Raw genomic sequence first — 17194 nt, forward strand, 5'->3', positions numbered from 1 at the left:
TCCAACAGAAAGTTGCAACCCTCTGCAACCCTGGTGAACAGCAGTACGGTGGTTGAAACTTGAGCTACGCCGCCCGTGCGGCGCAGCCGGCCTCTTCTCGGGCCTGTTGGGGCAGGGGTGGTGCCGTGTCGGCGCAGCACCACCCCCGCCGTCAGGAAACCGCAGCTCACACCGGAGGCCGGGCCCGTTCCACCAGGGCCGCCAGATCCAGCGTGTGCGGCAGGGTGCCGAAGGCCGCGCCCCCGTCACCGCCCAGCCGCGACGCACAGAACGCGTCGGCCACCGCGGGGGGCGCGTACCGCACCAGAAGCGCCCCCTGGAGCACCGACGCGAGGCGCTCGGTCAGCCTGCGCGCCCTCGCCTCGATGCCCTCCAGATCCGCCAGCTCGGTCAGCAGCCCCTTGATCGCGGCGTCCAGCCGGTGGTCCTCCCCACGCGCCTTCCCGACCTCCTGGAGATAGGCGTTCAGCGCCTGCGGCTCCCGCTGGAGCGCCCGCAGCACATCCAGCGCCTGCACATTGCCCGAGCCCTCCCAGATCGAGTTCAGCGGGGACTCGCGCACCAGCCGGGGCAGCCCCGACTCCTCCACATAGCCGTTGCCGCCCAGGCACTCCGCGGCCTCCACCACCAGCGGCGCACACCGCTTGGTCACCCAGTACTTGGCGGCCGGCACCGCGATCCGCAGCAACGCCCGCTCCTGCTCGCTGCCGTCGTCGTACGCCGCCGCCAGCCGCAGCGCCAGGGTCGTCGCCGCCTCCGACTCCAGCGCCAGATCGGCCAGAACGTTGCGCATCAGCGGCTTGTCGACGAGCTTGCCGCCGAACGCCTCGCGGTAGGAGCAGTGGTGCACGGCCTGCGCCACCGCCTGCCGCATCAGCCCCGCCGAACCCAGCGCGCAGTCCAGCCGGGTCGCCGCCACCATGTCGATGACGGTGCGCACCCCGCGCCCCTCCTCGCCGACCCGGCGCGCCCAGGTGCCGTCGAACTCGACCTCGGCGGAGGCGTTGGACCGGTTGCCCAGCTTGTCCTTCAGCCGCTGGATCAGGAACGTGTTGCGCGTGCCGTCCTCCAGCACCCGCGGGACGAGGAAGCACGTGAGCCCGTCCGGAGCCTGCGCCAGGACCAGGAAGCCGTCCGACATCGGCGCCGAGCAGAACCACTTGTGCCCGGTCAGCTCGTACGTCCCGTCCTCCGCCAGCGGCCGCGCGGCCGTCGTGTTGGCGCGGACGTCACTGCCGCCCTGCTTCTCCGTCATGCCCATCCCGAACAGGGCACCCGCCTTCAGCCGGGCCGGCCGCAGATCACGGTCGTAGATCGCCGACGCCAGCCGCGGCTCCCACTCGGCGGCGAGCGCCGGGTCGGCGCGCAGGGCGGGCACGGCCGCGTTCGTCATCGACAGCGGACAGCCGTTGCCCGCCTCCACCTGCGTCCACACCAGGAACGCCGCCGCCCGCCGCACATGCCCGCCCGGCCGCGTCCAGGCCGACGTCAGCCCCGCCGACACGCCCTTGCCGAGCAGCCGGTGCCACGCCGGATGGAACTCGACCTCGTCGATCCGGTTGCCGTACCGGTCGTGGGTGCGCAGCCGCGGCGGATGCTCGTTCGCCAGCACGCCCCACTCCTGCACCTGCGGGGAGCCCGCGGTGCGCCCGAGCCCCGACAGCTCGCTCAGCCCGTCGTCGAGCACGGCGGGGTCCAGATGCCGCTCGACGGCCTCCACGAGCGCCCGGTCGGCGCCGAAGACGTCGTATCCGGTGAGCGGCGGAGGCTGATTGGTCACGGTGTGGGTGCTGCCTGCCATGTCCGGAACCTACCCCGTGGACGGCGTCGGTCACGGCCGCGGGCGGTCCGCTGTTCCCACCAGGGTGAGTGCAGTCCTGTCCTGCGGATACCTTTGGGTCGTGCAGCCAGCAAGTGAACCGACCCCCGCGACGCAGCCCTCCGGGCGTCTCCACCGCGCGCGTGCCCTCTACCGGAACGTCTCCAAGCGCAGAACCGCCTGGCTGCTGCTGAAGGACACCGTCAATTCCTGCATCGAGTACCGCATCCTCGGGCTCGCCGCCGAGGCCGCGTTCTTCACCCTGCTGTCGGTGCCGCCGCTGCTGCTCAGCATGATCGGACTGCTCGGCTACGTCGACGGCTGGACCGGCACGGACACCATCACCAGCCTGGAGACCAACCTCCTGGAGGCATCCCGCACGGTCCTGTCCGACAAGGGCGTGGAGCAGATCGCGCGGCCGATCCTGGACGACGTGATGAAGGGCGGCCGCCCCGACATCATCTCCATCGGCTTCCTGTTCTCCCTGTGGTCCGGCTCGCGCGCGGTGAACGTCTTCATCGACACCATCACCGTCATGTACGGCCTCGACGGCGTCCGCGGCATCGTCAAGACCCGGCTGCTGGCGTTCCTGCTGTTCCTCGTGGCCCTGCTGATCGGCTCGGTCGCGCTGCCGCTGATGGTGGCCGGGCCGGACGCGGTGCTGCGGGTCCTGCCCTGGTCGACGACGCTCGTACAGGTCCTGTACTGGCCCGTGGTCATCGTGCTGTCGATCGCCTTCCTGACGACCCTGTACCACGTCTCCGTGCCCGTGCGCTCCCCGTGGATCGAGGACGTGCCCGGCGCCCTGGTCGCCCTCGGCATGTGGGTGCTCGGCAGCTTCCTGCTGCGCATCTACCTCACCAACACCGTCGAGGGCGCCACCATCTACGGCTCGCTCGCCGCCGCCGTCGCCGTGCTGCTGTGGATCGGCGTGTCCGCCTTCGCCGTCCTGGTCGGCGCCGCCGTCAACGCCGCCATCGACCGGGTCTGGCCCGCCGCCGCCACCGCGGCCGCCCGCGAGGCCAACGAGCGCATGCGGCAGGCCCAGGTCGCCGAGTACGTCGCCCGCGCCGCCGCCTTCCGCGGCGAGTACGACCCCGACGACCCCGACATGCCCTCGGAGTTCCCCGAACGCTGGTCCCGCTTCCTGCCCCCCGAGGACGTCACCTCCCGGCTGCGCGCCCACGCCAGGAGCACGGGGAAGCCGGGGGGCGAGAACCCGCCCGCGGAGAAGTGACGGCGAGGAACCGGCCGCGGCCCGGCTCCTGTGCCGGGCCGCTCGCTCCCCCGGGCGCGCGTCTACGCTGGCCCCCATGGACGCTCTCGCCGGCCTGCTGGACGGCCCCCGCGCCCGCGGCGCCTTTCTGATCCGGGCCTGTTTCGACCCGCCGTGGAGCGTGCGCGTCCAGGACCGGGCGCCGCTCACGGTGATGCTGGCGGTGCGCGGCGACACCTGGATCGTGCCGGACGCCGGGGACCCGGTACGGCTGTGCGCCGGGGACCTCGCCGTCGCCCGCGGCCCGGACGCGTACACCTGCGCCGACGACCCCGGCACCGCCCCGCAGGCGGTGATCCTGCCCGGCGGCGCGTGCAGCTACCCCGACGGGCGGCCCCTCAACGGCTCCATGGACCTCGGCGTCCGCACCTGGGGCTCCGCCCGCGACGGCGAGACCCTGCTGCTGATCGGCACCTACCTGTGGCCCGGCGAGGTGAGCGGACGGCTCCTGAACGCGCTGCCGCCGCTGCTCACCCTCGCCTCCGACACCTGGACCTGCCCGCTCACCCCGCTCCTCATGGAGGAGATCGTCCGCGACGAGCCCGGGCAGGAGGTCGTCCTCGACCGGCTCCTCGACCTGCTGGTGATCGCGGCCCTGCGGGCGTGGTTCGCCCGGCCGGGCGGGGAGACGCCCGCCTGGTACCGCGCGATGGGCGACCCCGTCGTCGGGCGCGTGCTGCGGCTGCTCCACGACCACCCCGCGCACCCCTGGACCGTCGCGGGGCTCGCGGAGAAGGCGGGCGTGTCCCGCGCGGCCCTCGCCCGCCGCTTCGCCGAACTGGTGGGGGAGCCGCCGATGACGTACCTCACGGGCTGGCGGCTGGCGCTGGCGGCGGACGCGCTGCGGGACACCGAGGACACGCTGGAGGCGATCGCGCGCAGGGTGGGGTACGGGAGCGCGTTCGCCCTGTCCACCGCCTTCAAGAGGGTGTACGGGGTGAGTCCGCAGGAGTACCGGCTGGGGTTCGCTGTCTAGCCTGGTCCCCATGTACGCCGAACGCCGCTCCCGGGTGCCCGGAGCCGTCCTGTGGGTGCACACGCCGACGGCCGGCGGTGGGCGGGTGCTGCCCGACGGGTGCATGGATCTGCTGTGGCACGACGGGCGGCTGCTGGTCGCCGGGCCCGACACCCGCGCTCACCTCACACAAGGCCCCCAGGGGACATGGGCAGGCATCCGTTTCCGGCCCGGTGACGGGCCCGCCTTCCTGGGGGTGCCCGCGCACGAGCTGCGGGACCGCCGCGTCGAGCTGGCGGAGCTGTGGTCCGCCGCGCGGGTGAGACGGCTCGCCGCGCGGGTGAACGCCGCCGCCGATCCGGGGAGCGGCCTTGAGGAGGTGGCCCTGGAGCGGGCCGCCGAGACCGAGGCGCCCGATCCGCTGCTGCGCCGGCTGGTCGCGGAGCTGGACGCCGGCCGGCCCGTCGCGGCCACCGCCGACCGACTGGGCATCGGCGCCCGGCAGGTGCACCGCCGCTCCCTGGCCGCCTTCGGGTACGGGCCCAAGACGCTCGCCCGGATCCTGCGGCTGCAGCGCGCCCTCGGCCTGGCCCGCGCCGGAGTCGCGCTCGCCGAGACCGCCGTCCGGGCTGGCTACGCCGACCAGGCCCATCTCACCCGTGAGGTCAAGGAGCTGACCGGGACCACGCCCGGGCTGCTACTGGCCTGACGGGGCGAAGAGGTCGACCGCGTTGCCGTCCGGGTCGTGCACGACGGCGTAGCGCTGGCCCCAGGGGGCGTCCCACGGCTTGAGCTCGCCGTGGTGGCCGGCGGCGACCAGGTCCTCGTAGACGGCGTCCACCTCCTCGGGGCCGTCGCAGAGCAGGGCGAGGGAGGTGCGGCCGCTGCCCGAGGGGGCGCGCCAGTGCGGGTGGAAGGAGCGGACCGTGTCCTCCGTGTCGAGGAGCAGCCGGATGCCGCCGGTCAGCTCCGCCTCCACGTGGGGCTGCTGTTCCGCGCCCTCGGGGAAGGCGAGGCCGAGGCGGCGGTAGAAGGCGAGGGAGGCGGCCATGTCGGTGACGACGAGGCCGATGGCATCGAGACGTGGACTCATGGGGCCACCGTAGGAGCGGGTCGGCAAGAGCGTCTTGAAGGAATCGGACACGTCGAAGGAACCGGGCACGCGCGCCGCGGCCGGCCGAGAGCGACCGGCCGCGCGGGAATCGCGTTCACCGGGGCACGAGGCCACACACCCCCGCCCACCCGTGGGAACACCTGTGCGGGAGGATGGGGGGATGAGACGTGACGCGCGCGTGGCCCTGGCCCTTGTCCTTCTCCCCGCACTGCTCACCGCCTGCGGCAGTGAGAAGAAGGGCGCCGCCGACCCGGCCGAACTCGGCTCCCGCGCCGGGGCCCTGGGCATCGCGCCGCAGCACGTCTACGCCCTCACGCCCCCCTCCGGCTTCGTCCTCGCCCAGCAGTCCGTCGGGGTGCACGGCGACGACGGCTTCTCCGCCGTCTACTTCGCCCGTGAGTCCGCCGACCGGCAGATCCGGCTCACCGTCGAGCGCGGCACGATGACGGACCGTACCTGCCCCACCGCACTGCCCTCGGCCTCGGGCGAGCGGGCGGTGTGCGAGCGCGACGGCGACGCCTGGTACCGCGTCACGGATCAGCGCCGCGAGTACGCGCTGGCGAAGGACGGCCATGTGCTGCGGGTCTCCACCGAGGGCGACGTCCCCCGCGCCGTCCTGCGCGAGGCCGCCCTCGGCGCCCACCGTCCCGGCGCCGGGGAACTGGAGGCCCTGCTGCCCGACGCCCCCGCCGGCGCCGTACCGACGGAACGCGGCGACCTGCCGCCGAACGGGGACGGGGCGCCCGTCGACCCCGAGGGCGCGAGCGGCTGAGCCCAACGGGCCGACCAGGGCTGCATTCTCATGGCGCGTCAGTCCGTCCGGCCCCCCCCGGTGCCGCTCCGTACACTGACCGGCATGGCATGCCGCATCAGTGAGCTGGTCCTCGACTGCGCCGACCCCGAACGGCTCGCCGCGTTCTGGAGCGAGGTCCTCGGATACGCCGAACTCGAGCGTGACGAGGACGGAAGCATCGCGATCGGGCCGCCCGACGCCGGCTACGGCGGACCGCAGCCCCTTCTCATCCTCAGCCCCAGCAGCAGCCCCCGTGCCGGGAAGCTGCCCCTGCACATCGACGTCAACCCCACCGACCGCGACCAGGACGCCGAACTGGAGCGGCTGCTCGCCCTCGGCGCCCGGCCTGCCGACGTCGGCCAGACCGGCACCGAGAGCTGGCACGTCCTGGCCGACCCGGAGGGCAACGAGTTCTGCCTCCTGCGCACCCGGCTGGATCCCGTCTGAGCAGGAGCCGAGGGCCGGTCCCGCGACGCCGACGCGGTCCGCGGGACGGCCCTAGCCGGTGGCCGGGGGCAGGATCAGCAGGGCGTCGCCGTCGGGGCGTTCGCCCGTGCGGTCGCTGGGGATGCCCTGGAGCTCGTCCTGGACGACCATCGTCGTGGAGCCGCCGCCGTCGAGGTTGAGGGCGTTCACCGCGCCGAGACTGCGCATGACCGCGGCGGTCTCGGCGATGGTGAGACCGGCGCTGTAGCCGGGGCGCCGGCCGTCGACGGTGAGCAGGACGATCCGCCCCTGGGCGGTGATCCCGGCCGCGGTGCGCGGGGCCCGCTGGAGGTACCAGCTGTTGTGGAAGACGGCGCGATCGGATCCGCCGATGTCCTGCGCGCCGAAGCCGTCCCGCAGCGGGTCCAGGGCGACCCGGCCGTCGCGCAGCAGCAGCGGGCCCCCGTTGATCAGCGAGGTCTGCGCCGACAGCCCCACCTGCCTGCCGTTCTCCTTGTCGAGCACCATGCGGCGCAAGGTCAGCTGGGCGCCGACACGGGCGTGGGCGCGCAGCCACTCGGCCTCGGTGCCGGTGCCCTGGAGCACGGTGCCGCCCGCGGGCACGGCACCGCCGCGGCCGGCGCGCACCGCGGTCACCCGGCCGCCGGCGTCGAGGGTGGCCTGGTAGCCGGGGCCCTCGGGGGCGGTGCCGCCGAACCTGGGGGTGACGGCGACGAGTTCGTCGGGGTTGCCGCACGTGTAGTCGTGCGCGGGGTGGGAGACGGGCGTGAGGTTGCCGACGCCGCCGCAGTTCACGACCAGCCCCGCCTGCCGGTTGAGACCGGTCACCGTACGGGTGGCGCCGCTCGCCGTGCGGACCGTCACGACCGTGTGGATCCGGCGCACCGCCGCCCGCCGACCGGACTCGCTCGGCAGGACCAGCGCGGGCCGGTCGTTCACGGCCTCCGACACCAGGTCGCCGCCGACCACCGAGACGCCCGAGGGGTCGCCCTCCGTACCGGCCACCCAGTTGCCCGGTGTCGTCCTGGTGCCGCCGGTGACGAAGAACCCGCCGTTCACCGCGGCGAGGGCCCCCGCGCGGCGGGCGATCGAGCTGACGGTCTCGCGGCCCGGCACGATCCCGTCGGCCAGCTCGGACCGCAGCCGCCCGGTGAACCGACCCGGCTCGATCACCAGGACGTCCAGCGACCAGGGGCCCGTCGTGGGGTGACCGTCCTCGACGGTGTGCTCGACGGTGCCGGACACCCCCTGTGCCGCGAGCTCGGCACGGACGGCGTCGGCCTCGGCCCGGTCGGCGTACCGGCCCACCCGCACCAGCCAGCCCAGCGGCCGGTCGGCCGGTCCCGCGGGGTCCGGTCCGGCGGTGGCGTCGCGCCGGGGTTCGTGACCGGCGGCGCGCACCCGGCGTTCCAGCTCGGCGACCTCCGCCTCGGTGGTGCCGAGCCCGGCCGTGACGGTCCAGACGTCGTCCGGCGACGCCTCGCCGCGCTCGATGGCCACATGGGTCACGCCCGGGGCGAGCTGCCGTGTGGTGCGGGTCTCCGCCAGCGTGCCGGGGCCGAGCGGCAGTGCCGGGACGTCGGTGGCCGCCTCGCTCTGCCGCGGCTCGGGCTGAAGGACGGTCACACCGGTGGCGATGGCGGCGGTCGCCACGGCGGTGGCGACGGCCCGGCCGAGGCTGCGGCCCCGCGCCGAACGGGATCTCATGGGGGGTGGTGCCTTTCGCTACGTCGCCGACTGCGATCGAGCACAATACGCAACCCGGCGGGCCCACTTCGCATTCGGCGCCGCGGGCGTGGCTCGTGTCACCCCGCGCATATGGTTTTGTGACGATTTGTCGCTGAAGCGTCGAACTGTCGAGCTGCTGATCCCCGGGGATGTCGAACTGCCGAACTGCCGAACTGGGGCGCTGTCCGGGGCGGGGGTGGGGCGGGCGCGGCCCGCCCCTCAGGCGCGCGGCGGTGCCGTGCTCGCGCGCTCCACCAGCGTCGTGGAGAGCTCGGTGCGGGTGCTCTCCGGGCGGTCGCCGTCCATCATGCGGACCAGCAGGCGCAGGGCCGTCGCGGCCATCTCGGCCACCGGCTGGCGGACCGTGGTGAGCGGTGGGGCGGTCCAGCGGGACTCGGGCAGATCGTCGAAGCCGACGACGCTGACGTCGTCGGGGATCCGCAGCCCGCGCTCGGCCAGCGCCTCGTACGCGCCCAGCGCCATCCGGTCCGAGCAGACGAACAGGGCCGTGGGCGGCTCGGCCAGGTCGAGCAGCTCGGACGTGCGGCGCCGGGCGAGCGCGGTGTCGAAGGCCGCGTGACGGACGTACTCCGGGCGCAGCGCGAGGTTCGCCGAGGCCAGTGCGGAGCGGTAGCCTGCCACCCGGGCGGCGCTGCACGACGCGCTGTGGTGTCCGGCGACCACGGCGATGCGCTCATGCCCGAGGGCGAGCAGATGCTCGGTCGCGCTGACCCCGCCGTGCCAGTTCGCCGCGCCCACCGACACGGTGCCGGGCGGCGGTTCGAGGACGGGGTCGATCATCACGTACGGGATGCGGTGCTGCTCCAGCCAGGCGTACTGCGGATCGGTGAGCTCGGCGAGGTTGAACAGCACCCCGGCGGAACCGCGGACGGTGAGCTTGTCCAGCCAGCCGCGTTCCGGGCGGCCGCCGTGGCCCCGTGGAGCCGAGGCCGAGACCACCAGGTCCAGGCCCGCGTCCCTCGCCGCCCGCTCCGCGCCCCGCAGCACCGCTCCCGACCAGGACGTGTCCAGGGCGTGCACCACGAGGTCGACCAGGGCGGGGGCGCGGGAGGGGTCGAAACGGGGCCGGCGGACGTAGCCGAGCCGGTCCAGTGCCTCGGTGACCCGGCGGCGGGTCTCGGGGGCGACGTCCTCGCGGCCGTTGACCACCTTGGACGCGGTCGGCACCGACACGCCGGCCTCGCGGGCCACGACCGCCAGCGTCGGCCCGGTCGTCGTGCCCGCGCCTGACGTACGGACCATCGAAGAACCACCCCTCCGGCCCGCCCGAGGGCCATCGACAGCCGCGAGCGTGGTGCGGCAGCGTGCGGAAACTGCGTGCAGAAAGCGCTTCCTACCCTAGGTGGGAGGGGAGAAGACGTGAAGAGGACGGATCACCGGGGTCGGTCACCGAGGGAATGCAGCGGAATACGACCGGGCGATGTGATGCTCTGCAGTGACGGTGCGGGAGCGCGTGGAAGGCTGGTGGGCGTATGTCGGCAGGCCGGTCGGATCCAGTGGTCGCGACGCCCCATGGGGCCGTGCGCGGGCGGTACGAGGCGGGCGTGGCCGTGTTCCGGGGCATCCCCTACGCGGCGCCGCCGTTCGGGGCGCGGAGGTTCCGGCCCCCGGAGCCGCCCGAGGCGTGGGACGGGGTGCGGGACGCGGGGGCGTTCGGGCCGACGGCCCCGAAGCCGCCGTACTCCGACGCGTTCGCGCAGTATCTCTCCGATCCGGTGATCCCCGGCGACGACTGCCTGAACCTGAACGTGTGGACCCCGGAGCCGGGGCGCGGGGCCCGGCTGCCGGTGCTGGTGTGGTTCCACGGGGGTGCGCTGACCAGGGGGTCGTCGGCGGTTCCGGTGTACGACGGGGCGGCGTTCGCGCGCGACGGGGTCGTGGTGGTGTCCGTCAACTACCGGCTGGGGGTGGAGGGGTACGGGCTGTTCCCCGACGTGCCCGCCAACGCCGGGCTGCGGGATCAGCTGGCCGCGCTGCGGTGGGTGCATGACGCGGTCGCGGAGTTCGGCGGGGATCCCGGGCGGGTGACGCTGGCCGGGCAGTCCGCCGGGGCGATCAGTGTCGGGGCGCTGATCGCGGCTCCGCAGGCGCAGGGGTTGTTCCGGCGGGCGGTGCTGCAGAGCGGGCCGCCGGAGGCCGTGGAGCGGGACAAGGTGCGGCGCATGGTGCGGCGGATGGCGGCGCGGTTGAAGGTGCCGGCCACGGCGGAGGCGTTCGCCTCGGTCGACCGGGAGGTGCTGCTGCGGACGCAGGGGGAGGTGGGGAGGCTCAGCAGCCCTGTGCTGGGTGGGCCGGCGTTCGGGATCGTCGTGGACGGGGATGTGGTGCCGCGGGATCCGTTGGAGGCGTTGGTGGAGGGGGGTGCGGTTGCTGGGGGTGCGGTTGCCGGTAGTGCGGTTGCCGGTAGTGCGGTTGCCGGGGGTGCCGAGCTGTTGGTGGGGTGGACTCGGGACGAGTACCGGTTGTGGCTGGTGCCGGGTGGGTTGCTGGAGCGGGTCGATCGGCTCGGTGCGGTGGCGTTGGCGGGGGCGCGGGCGCGGTGCCGGTGTGGGCCGGAGGTGACGCGGGGGTATCGCTCGCTGCTGCCGGCGGCGGGGACGGCGGAGATCGTGGGGCAGATGGTGACGGATCATCTGCTGCGGGTGCCGTTGTGCCGGCTGGCGGAGGCGAGGAGGGGGGCGACGTATGTGTACGAGTTCGCCTGGCCGTCGCGGTTGCCGGGGCTCGGGGCGTGTCATGCGCTGGAGCTGGGGTTCGTCTTCGACACCGGGGAGACGGAGGAGTCGGCGAAGCTGGCGGGGGAGGGGGCGCCGGGGGAGTTGGCGGAGGCGATGCATGGGGCGTGGGTGCGGTTCGTGGCGGAGGGGGATCCGGGGTGGGAGGCGTGGGGGGCGGGGCATGCGGTGCGGGTCTTCGGTGAGGTCGGTGAGGTCGGTGAGGGGGGCGAGGGTGGCGAGGAGGGGCGGTCCGGGTTGGTTCCGCCGTACACGGCGTTCGGTCATCGGGATCGGGAGCTTGCTCTGTGGAGCGGTGCGGTGGAGGTGAGCGGGCCGTCTCCGTCCGACGATGCGCTCCTCCGGGGTGGGGAGCTCCGCTCGGTGATCAGCCGATTGCGGCGATCGGCGGCTGTTCGCCGGCAGTGACGGTGCGGGCCGGTGGGTGGATGCCTGCGGCGGCCTGCTGGTGTCCGGTGGGGGCGGGCGTAGCGCATGCCGGTGGGTTGTGGGTCGGGGCCGCGCCGGGGGGTGTCCGTCCTCGGTCCGGCGGTGCTCTTGGGACTTAGGGTGGCTGCCCGACGGACGCCGGCCGCTGCGGGCGGACACCCCCCGGCACGTCCCCTTCTCGCCGTCGGCGGCTGACCGACGCACGCGGTGCGTGGTGCCTCATCGCCGTCGGCGGCTGACCGACGCACGCCGTGCGTGGGGGCGTGGTGGCTTCTTGCCGTCGGTGGGGGTGGGGAGTGTTTCCTGGGCGTGGGGGACTGTGCGTGGTCAGGGGCGCGGGGAACTGCGCGATCAGCCACGTGCTGCCCGCAGTCGCCTACGGCGAGACCGGCCCCGTTGGGGTGGCGCGGGTCAAGGCCCTCGAGATCGCGGCGATGCCCGGAGGGCCCACGCGGCAGCAGCCGCCGATGAGGTGGGCGCCGTGGGTGTGCCAGGTGGTGACCTGGGCGGGGGTGAAGGTGGGGCGGCCGGACCAGGTGTGGGACGTGGGGTTCCAGGATTCGCCGCTGTTGGGGTAGACGACGACGGGCTTGCCGGTGATGCGGGAGGCGAGGGTGATGGCGGTGGGGACGTCGTCGGGGGCGCAGCAGTTGACGCCGACGGCGATGATGTCGTCCGCGTCGGCGGCGAGGGCGAAGGCGTCTTCCAGGGGCTGGCCGGCGCGGGTGCGGGTGCCGGAGATGGTGTAGGAGAGCCAGGCGGGGACGCCGAGGCCGCGGACGGCGCGGAGCAGGGCGCGGGCCTCGTCGGTGTCGGGGACCGTCTCGAGGGCGAGGACGTCGGGGGAGGCGGCGGCGAGGACCTCGGCGCGGGGGCGGTGGAAGCGTTCGAGTGCGGCGAGGGTGAGGCCGTAGCGGCCGCGGTACTCGGAGCCGTCGGCGAGCATCGCGCCGTAGGGGCCGATGGAGGCGGCGACCCAGAGGGGGCGGGTGATGCCCTCGGCGTGGGCGCGGCGGGCGGCCTCGCGGGCGGCGTCGACGCTCAGGGTGAGGAGTTCGGCCGCCCGGCGGTGGGGGATGCCGCGCCGGGCGAAGCCCTCGAACGTGGCCTGGTAGCTCGCGGTGATCGCCACGCTCGCCCCCGCTCGGAAGTAGGCGAGGTGCGCCTCGGTGATCGCCTCGGGCTGTTCGGCGAGGAGCCGGGCGGACCAGAGGTCGTCGTCGAGGTCGTGGCCGGCGGACTCCAGCTGGTTGGACATGCCGCCGTCCAGGACGACCGGCCCCGAGGCCAGGGCTTGGGCGAGGGTGGGTGCGGTGTCGCTGGTCATGAGGTCGACGCTAGCCGTTGACCTCTCCGGGGGACGCGTCTACGTTGACGGCTGTTCGGCATGGCAGATGATGTCCGTAATCTCGAACGAGAGGCAGTCTGCATGAACCGCCAACGGTCCTGGCCTCGGTGTTCCCGCCACGGTGAGGGGGCGGTGCGATGAGGCGGGTGTGGGGGGTCGTCCTCGCGCTGTGTGTCGCTCTGGGCGGCGTCGTGGGTCTTTCCGGTCCGGCTCACGCCGCTCCGCAGGCCGTTCTCAACGGGACGCAGTTCACCGACACCTCCGGTGGCCCCGTGCACGCTCATGGGGGCGGGATGCTCAAGGTGGGGTCCTTCTACTACTGGTTCGGTGAGCATCGCAACGCCGACAACACCTTCCGCTACGTGGACGCCTACCGGTCCACGGATCTGAAGAACTGGGAGTTCCGCAACCATGTGCTGACGCAGGCGACCGACCCCGAGCTCGCTCTCGCCAACATCGAGCGTCCCAAGGTCATGTACAACGCGGCCACCGGGAAGTTCGTGATGTGGATGCACAAGGAGAACGGCACCGACTACGGCGAGGCCCGGGCCGCTGTCGCCGTGTCCGACACCGTCGACGGCGACTACCGCTGGCTGGGGAGCTTCCGGCCGCTGGGGCAGCACATGTCGCGGGACATCACGGTGTTCGTGGACGGCGACGGTGCGGGGTACATGGTCTCCGCGGCCCGCGAGAACTACGACCTCCACATCTACCGGCTGACCGCCGACTACACCGGGATCGACAGGCTGGTCGCCAACCCGTGGCCGGGCGGGCACCGGGAGGCGCCCGCGCTGTTCCAGCGCAACGGTGTGTACTTCATGCTGACCTCCGGGGCGACGGGGTGGAGGCCCAACCAGCAGCAGTACGCGACGGCCCGGAGCCTGGCCGGGCCCTGGTCGGCGATGACCGACGTGGGGGACTCCACGGCGTTCGGCTCGCAGACGGCGTACGTCCTGCCGGTGCAGGGGACGTCGGGCACGTCGTATCTGTATCTCGGGGACCGCTGGGGCAACGCGTTCGGCGGGACCGTCAACGACTCGCGGTACGTGTGGCTGCCGTTGAGCTTCCCGACCGCCACGTCACTGGCGATGTCCTGGTATCCGGAGGTCACCGTGGACACCGCCGCCGGGACGGTCGTGGGGACGCCCGCCGCGTACGAGACGCTGGTGGCGCGGCACTCCGGCAAGTGTGCCGATGTGCCGGACCAGTCGCTGTGGGAGGGGGTCGCGCTGACGCAGTACACCTGCAACGGGGGAGGCAATCAGAAGTTCTGGTTCCGGCCCGTCGGGGGTGGTCATCAGCAGCTCGTCGTGCGCCACAGCAGTCTGTGTCTGGCCGACTCCGTCGGCGGGGTCACTCAGGAGGACTGCTCCTCGGCCGCCTCCCAGCAGTGGAGCGTGTCCGTCTCCGGGGGGTACACGCGGATCGTGGCGCGGGCCACCGGCGAGTGCCTGGACGTGAGCGGCGCGTCCACCGCCGACTCCGCCGCGCTCATCACGTACACCTGCAACGGTGGGCGCAACCAGCAGTGGACGCGCGGCAGTTGATCAGACGAGGAGATCGATCGCGTCGATGGACGTGCCCGCGCTGAGGTAGGACGTCGTCCCCGAACCGCTCACCACGTGGATCTTCAGCGTGTTGTACGCGTCCGGGTCCGTCAGCCAGGCGGACGCCGGGATGCTGTAGGTGAAGGTGTGGTTGTTGCCGCGGTAGGAGCCGTTGGTCAGCGACCGGGTGCTGGGCTGGACGGGCGGTGCGGGGACGGCCGAGGTCCAGGTGTCGTTGACGGTGATCTGCGGGCGGCCGTTGGCGTAGGCCGTCGTCACGCCGATGCGCAGGGTGTGCGCGGCGGCGGCCTGGGCTGCGGTGAGGCGGAAGTGGACCGTGATGCCGCTGTTGACGTCCTTCCAGAGGTAGCAGGGGAAGGCGGAGGTCTCGGTGCCGCTGCCGATGACCACGTTGCCGGTCCAGGGCGCGGCGCGGACGTCGGAGGGGTGGGCGTAGGTCATCAGGTCGGCGTTCTTGAAACCGGCCGGGGTGCCGGTCCAGTTGTTGATGCGCCAGATCGCGGGCGCGTTGGAGGGGTCGTTGGAGGTGGGGACGGTGATCGTGTTGAGGGTGGTGGTCGTGCCCGCGGTGACCGTCACGGAGGTGGTGTACACGGCCAGTTCGTCCTTGTAGACGGTCAGGGTGTACGTGCCGGGAAGGACCCCGGCGATCGAGTAGTAGCCGTCCGAGGCGCGGGCCGAACCCCAGTACTGGGCCGAGGAGTTGGCCAGAGCCACCGTGTACGGGTACCTGGTGTCACGGCCGTTGATGCCGACGCCGGCCACCCGGCCGCGCCCGCCGGCTCCGACATGACCGGCGATGCCGAGGGAGTCCGCCCACGGGGTGGTGAGCGTGCCCGGGAAGAGGGCGGGGGAGGGGGTGCCGCCGTCGGTGAGGGCGATGACGTACGGGCCGTGGAGGCCGAAGCGCTGGGGCTCGGTCTGGTTCTGGCCGTAGTGGAGGATCTCGTAGAGGCCGCCGCCGTCCGCGCTCTGGTGGCGCAGCAGCGAGCGGTAGAAGGGGCCGCCGGAGGCCCTCTCGTGGTTGCTGCGCACGATCCACAGGCCGACGCCGCCGGTCGTCCAGCCGATGTGGTCGTAGTCCGTCACGCGCAGGCGCGAGTAGTGCTTGGAGCGGGTCTGGCCGTCCGGTTTGGCGAAGACGTCGGATGCCTCGACGGCGGTGGGGGCGTAGGTGTAGGAGTCGGGCTCGTCGTTGGGGAACAGGCCCTTGCGCACGCGCAGGATGAAGCGGGTGGCCGTGACCGAGGTGTCGGCCTTGTTCGTCCACAGGTAGATGTTGTTCTCGCCGCTGCGGGCCGCGTAGTAGTGCCGCAGGGTGCCGTAGGCGACCGAGATCAGGATCGTCGCGCCGGACCGGGTGAGGGTGACGGCGGAGGCGCCGAGGCCCGATTCGATGTGGGAGTTCTTGCCGTCGTAGCCCTGGTACTCGACGCCGCGGTAGACCAGCGAGGTCAGGTCGCCGTTGGTCTTGCTGACCTTGAAGACGAGGTTCGCGCCGGTGTCGACGACGTAGTTCGAGCCGTCGTCGCTCCAGCCGAAGGCCGCGGCGCGCGCGGAGCCGGCCAGCGGCCCGGCGAGGGCGGCGGTGGCGGCGGCCGCGGTGCCGACGACGAAGGTGCGGCGCCCGACCGGGTGGTTCGCGGTGGCGGACATGGGGTGCCTCCTTCGGGAGGTGTGGGGTGTGCGGGTGCTTGGCAGGGTGACAGTTGAAACGTTTTTCCGTAAGGGCTTTCACGCGGTGAACGTTGAGTGATTAATCAGAGCTGGCAAGGGGGTAGAAAGCGCTTGATGGCGGCGGTACGGTCCAGCGCCAGGGCATGCCGTATCGATCGAGGAGCCGTGATGAGACGTTTCACCACCGCCGCGCTGGTGGCCGCGACGCTGGGAGCCGGCACGCTGACCGCCGTACCCGCCAAGGCCCAGGGGGAGACGCCGCACGGCCCGGCCCTGGGGCTCGCCCACTGCACCGCCACCGCCTGCCACTTCGACGTCCCGCCCGGCCTGTACGACGTGCAGGTCCTCCTCGGCGGCGACGGCGCCGCCTCCAGCACCGCCGTCTTCGGCGAGACCCGGCGGGCCCTGCTCCCCGAGACCGCCGTCCCGGCCGGTGAACGCGTCGCCCGGCACTTCACCGTCGACGTCCGCACCCCCGAGGGCGAGCCCACCGGCCCCGCCGGCCTCGGGGGCCTGGACCTGATGCTCGGCGGCTCGGCACCCGCCCTCGCCGGCATCCGCGTCACGCCCGCCCGGCACGCCCGGCAGATCCTCCTGATCGGCGACTCCACCGTCTGCGACCAGCCCGGCGACCCCTACAGCGGCTGGGGCCAGCAGCTGCCGCGGTACCTGCGCAAGGGGCTCGCCGTCGCCAACCACGCCGACAGCGGCGAGAGCACGGTCAGCTTCCTGCAGAACCCGCTGCTGTGGCCCGCCGTCGAGGCCCGCATCCACCGCGGCGACCTGGTCCTCATCCAGCTCGCCCACAACGACAAGACCACCGACGCGGCCACCTACCGCGCCAACCTCGAAGCCCTCGTCGCGGGCGTACGCGCCAAGGGCGGCGAGCCGGTCCTCGTCACCCCGATCGTGCGCCGCTGGTTCAACGCCGACGGCACCCTGAACAACAACACCGCCCTCCTCGTCAACGGCCTCGGCGTCGACCACCCCGCCGTCGTCCGCTCCGTCGCCGCCGAGCACGACGTGCCGCTCATCGACCTCACCGCCAGGACCAAGGCGCTCGTCGAACAGCTCGGCACCGAGGGCTCCAAGGCGCTCTACCTCACCAGCGAGAAGCGCGACAACACCCATACGTCGGTGCGCGGCGCCACCGCCTACGCCGAGCTGGTCCGCGACGAACTCCTCGCCCAGGGGCTGGTGCCCGAGGGGCTGGTGCGGGTGGGATGAACTCCTGGGGCACCCCGACCGGAACCGGGGTGCCCCAGGGCCCGGCCGATGCGCCGG

At 73.3% G+C, this 17194-nt stretch carries 14 protein-coding genes; 8 read left to right on the forward strand and 6 right to left on the reverse strand.

Annotated elements, in window-relative coordinates; all coding sequences use genetic code 11:
• Positions 1-166: 166 nt before the first annotated feature.
• Complete coding sequence (locus tag ACSU6M_RS26625) at positions 167-1801, reverse strand: acyl-CoA dehydrogenase family protein (protein WP_437072906.1); 1635 nt, start codon at positions 1799-1801, stop codon at positions 167-169.
• Positions 1802-1901: 100 nt separating this feature from the next.
• On the opposite strand from ACSU6M_RS26625, the gene ACSU6M_RS26630 reads away from it, so the two are divergent.
• The 3 genes from ACSU6M_RS26630 to ACSU6M_RS26640 all read left to right on the forward strand — a co-directional run bounded on the left by ACSU6M_RS26630 (position 1902) and on the right by ACSU6M_RS26640 (position 4759).
• The gene (locus ACSU6M_RS26630; protein ID WP_437072907.1) at positions 1902-3056 is read left to right on the forward strand and encodes a YihY/virulence factor BrkB family protein; all 1155 of its coding nucleotides are present in this window, start codon (positions 1902-1904) and stop codon (positions 3054-3056) included.
• Positions 3057-3132: 76 nt separating this feature from the next.
• Positions 3133-4071, forward strand: a complete 939-nt coding sequence (locus ACSU6M_RS26635) for a cupin domain-containing protein (protein ID WP_437072909.1) — start codon at positions 3133-3135, stop codon at positions 4069-4071.
• A gap of 10 nt (positions 4072-4081) precedes the next feature.
• On the forward strand, positions 4082-4759 hold the full coding sequence (locus ACSU6M_RS26640; RefSeq protein WP_437072911.1) for a helix-turn-helix domain-containing protein: 678 nt from the start codon (positions 4082-4084) through the stop codon (positions 4757-4759).
• Here the strand turns inward: ACSU6M_RS26640 and ACSU6M_RS26645 are convergent.
• Positions 4748-5143 carry a VOC family protein gene (locus ACSU6M_RS26645; RefSeq protein ID WP_437072913.1) on the reverse strand — a complete coding sequence of 132 codons (396 nt, stop codon included), beginning with the start codon at positions 5141-5143 and terminating at the stop codon, positions 4748-4750. The two genes, ACSU6M_RS26640 and ACSU6M_RS26645, sit on opposite strands and share 12 nt — an antisense overlap.
• Positions 5144-5324: 181 nt before the next feature.
• Here ACSU6M_RS26645 and ACSU6M_RS26650 point away from each other — a divergent pair, with 181 nt between their 5' ends.
• Both ACSU6M_RS26650 and ACSU6M_RS26655 read left to right on the forward strand, forming a co-directional pair.
• The gene (locus tag ACSU6M_RS26650) at positions 5325-5936 is read left to right on the forward strand and encodes a hypothetical protein (RefSeq protein ID WP_437072914.1); all 612 of its coding nucleotides are present in this window, start codon (positions 5325-5327) and stop codon (positions 5934-5936) included.
• Positions 5937-6020: 84 nt separating this feature from the next.
• The gene (locus tag ACSU6M_RS26655; RefSeq protein WP_437072915.1) at positions 6021-6404 is read left to right on the forward strand and encodes a VOC family protein; all 384 of its coding nucleotides are present in this window, start codon (positions 6021-6023) and stop codon (positions 6402-6404) included.
• Between the two features lie 51 nt (positions 6405-6455).
• On the opposite strand, the gene ACSU6M_RS26660 is transcribed toward ACSU6M_RS26655, so the two are convergent.
• The gene (locus ACSU6M_RS26660; protein ID WP_437072917.1) at positions 6456-8111 is read right to left on the reverse strand and encodes a phosphodiester glycosidase family protein; all 1656 of its coding nucleotides are present in this window, start codon (positions 8109-8111) and stop codon (positions 6456-6458) included.
• A gap of 240 nt (positions 8112-8351) precedes the next feature.
• The gene (locus ACSU6M_RS26665; protein ID WP_437072918.1) at positions 8352-9395 is read right to left on the reverse strand and encodes a LacI family DNA-binding transcriptional regulator; all 1044 of its coding nucleotides are present in this window, start codon (positions 9393-9395) and stop codon (positions 8352-8354) included.
• A 230-nt stretch (positions 9396-9625) separates the two neighbouring features.
• Between ACSU6M_RS26665 and ACSU6M_RS26670 the strand changes: the two genes are divergently transcribed.
• Complete coding sequence (locus tag ACSU6M_RS26670; protein WP_437072920.1) at positions 9626-11296, forward strand: carboxylesterase/lipase family protein; 1671 nt, start codon at positions 9626-9628, stop codon at positions 11294-11296.
• A gap of 397 nt (positions 11297-11693) precedes the next feature.
• Here the strand turns inward: ACSU6M_RS26670 and mmuM are convergent, their stop codons facing one another.
• Complete coding sequence (mmuM, locus tag ACSU6M_RS26675; protein WP_437072922.1) at positions 11694-12644, reverse strand: homocysteine S-methyltransferase; 951 nt, start codon at positions 12642-12644, stop codon at positions 11694-11696.
• A gap of 158 nt (positions 12645-12802) precedes the next feature.
• On the opposite strand from mmuM, the gene ACSU6M_RS26680 reads away from it, so the two are divergent.
• Positions 12803-14212, forward strand: coding sequence for an RICIN domain-containing protein (locus ACSU6M_RS26680; RefSeq protein WP_437072924.1), 1410 nt, complete (start codon positions 12803-12805; stop codon positions 14210-14212).
• Here ACSU6M_RS26680 and ACSU6M_RS26685 read toward each other — a convergent pair whose 3' ends face one another.
• Positions 14213-15889, reverse strand: a complete 1677-nt coding sequence (locus ACSU6M_RS26685; RefSeq protein WP_437072926.1) for a rhamnogalacturonan lyase B N-terminal domain-containing protein — start codon at positions 15887-15889, stop codon at positions 14213-14215.
• 189 nt (positions 15890-16078) lie between these two features.
• Here ACSU6M_RS26685 and ACSU6M_RS26690 point away from each other — a divergent pair, with 189 nt between their 5' ends.
• The gene (locus ACSU6M_RS26690; RefSeq protein WP_437072927.1) at positions 16079-17137 is read left to right on the forward strand and encodes a rhamnogalacturonan acetylesterase; all 1059 of its coding nucleotides are present in this window, start codon (positions 16079-16081) and stop codon (positions 17135-17137) included.
• The last annotated feature ends 57 nt before the right edge of the window (positions 17138-17194 follow it).

Origin of the sequence: Streptomyces sp. enrichment culture, assembly GCF_964272895.1 — a bacterium.
Lineage (GTDB): Bacteria > Actinomycetota > Actinomycetes > Streptomycetales > Streptomycetaceae > Streptomyces.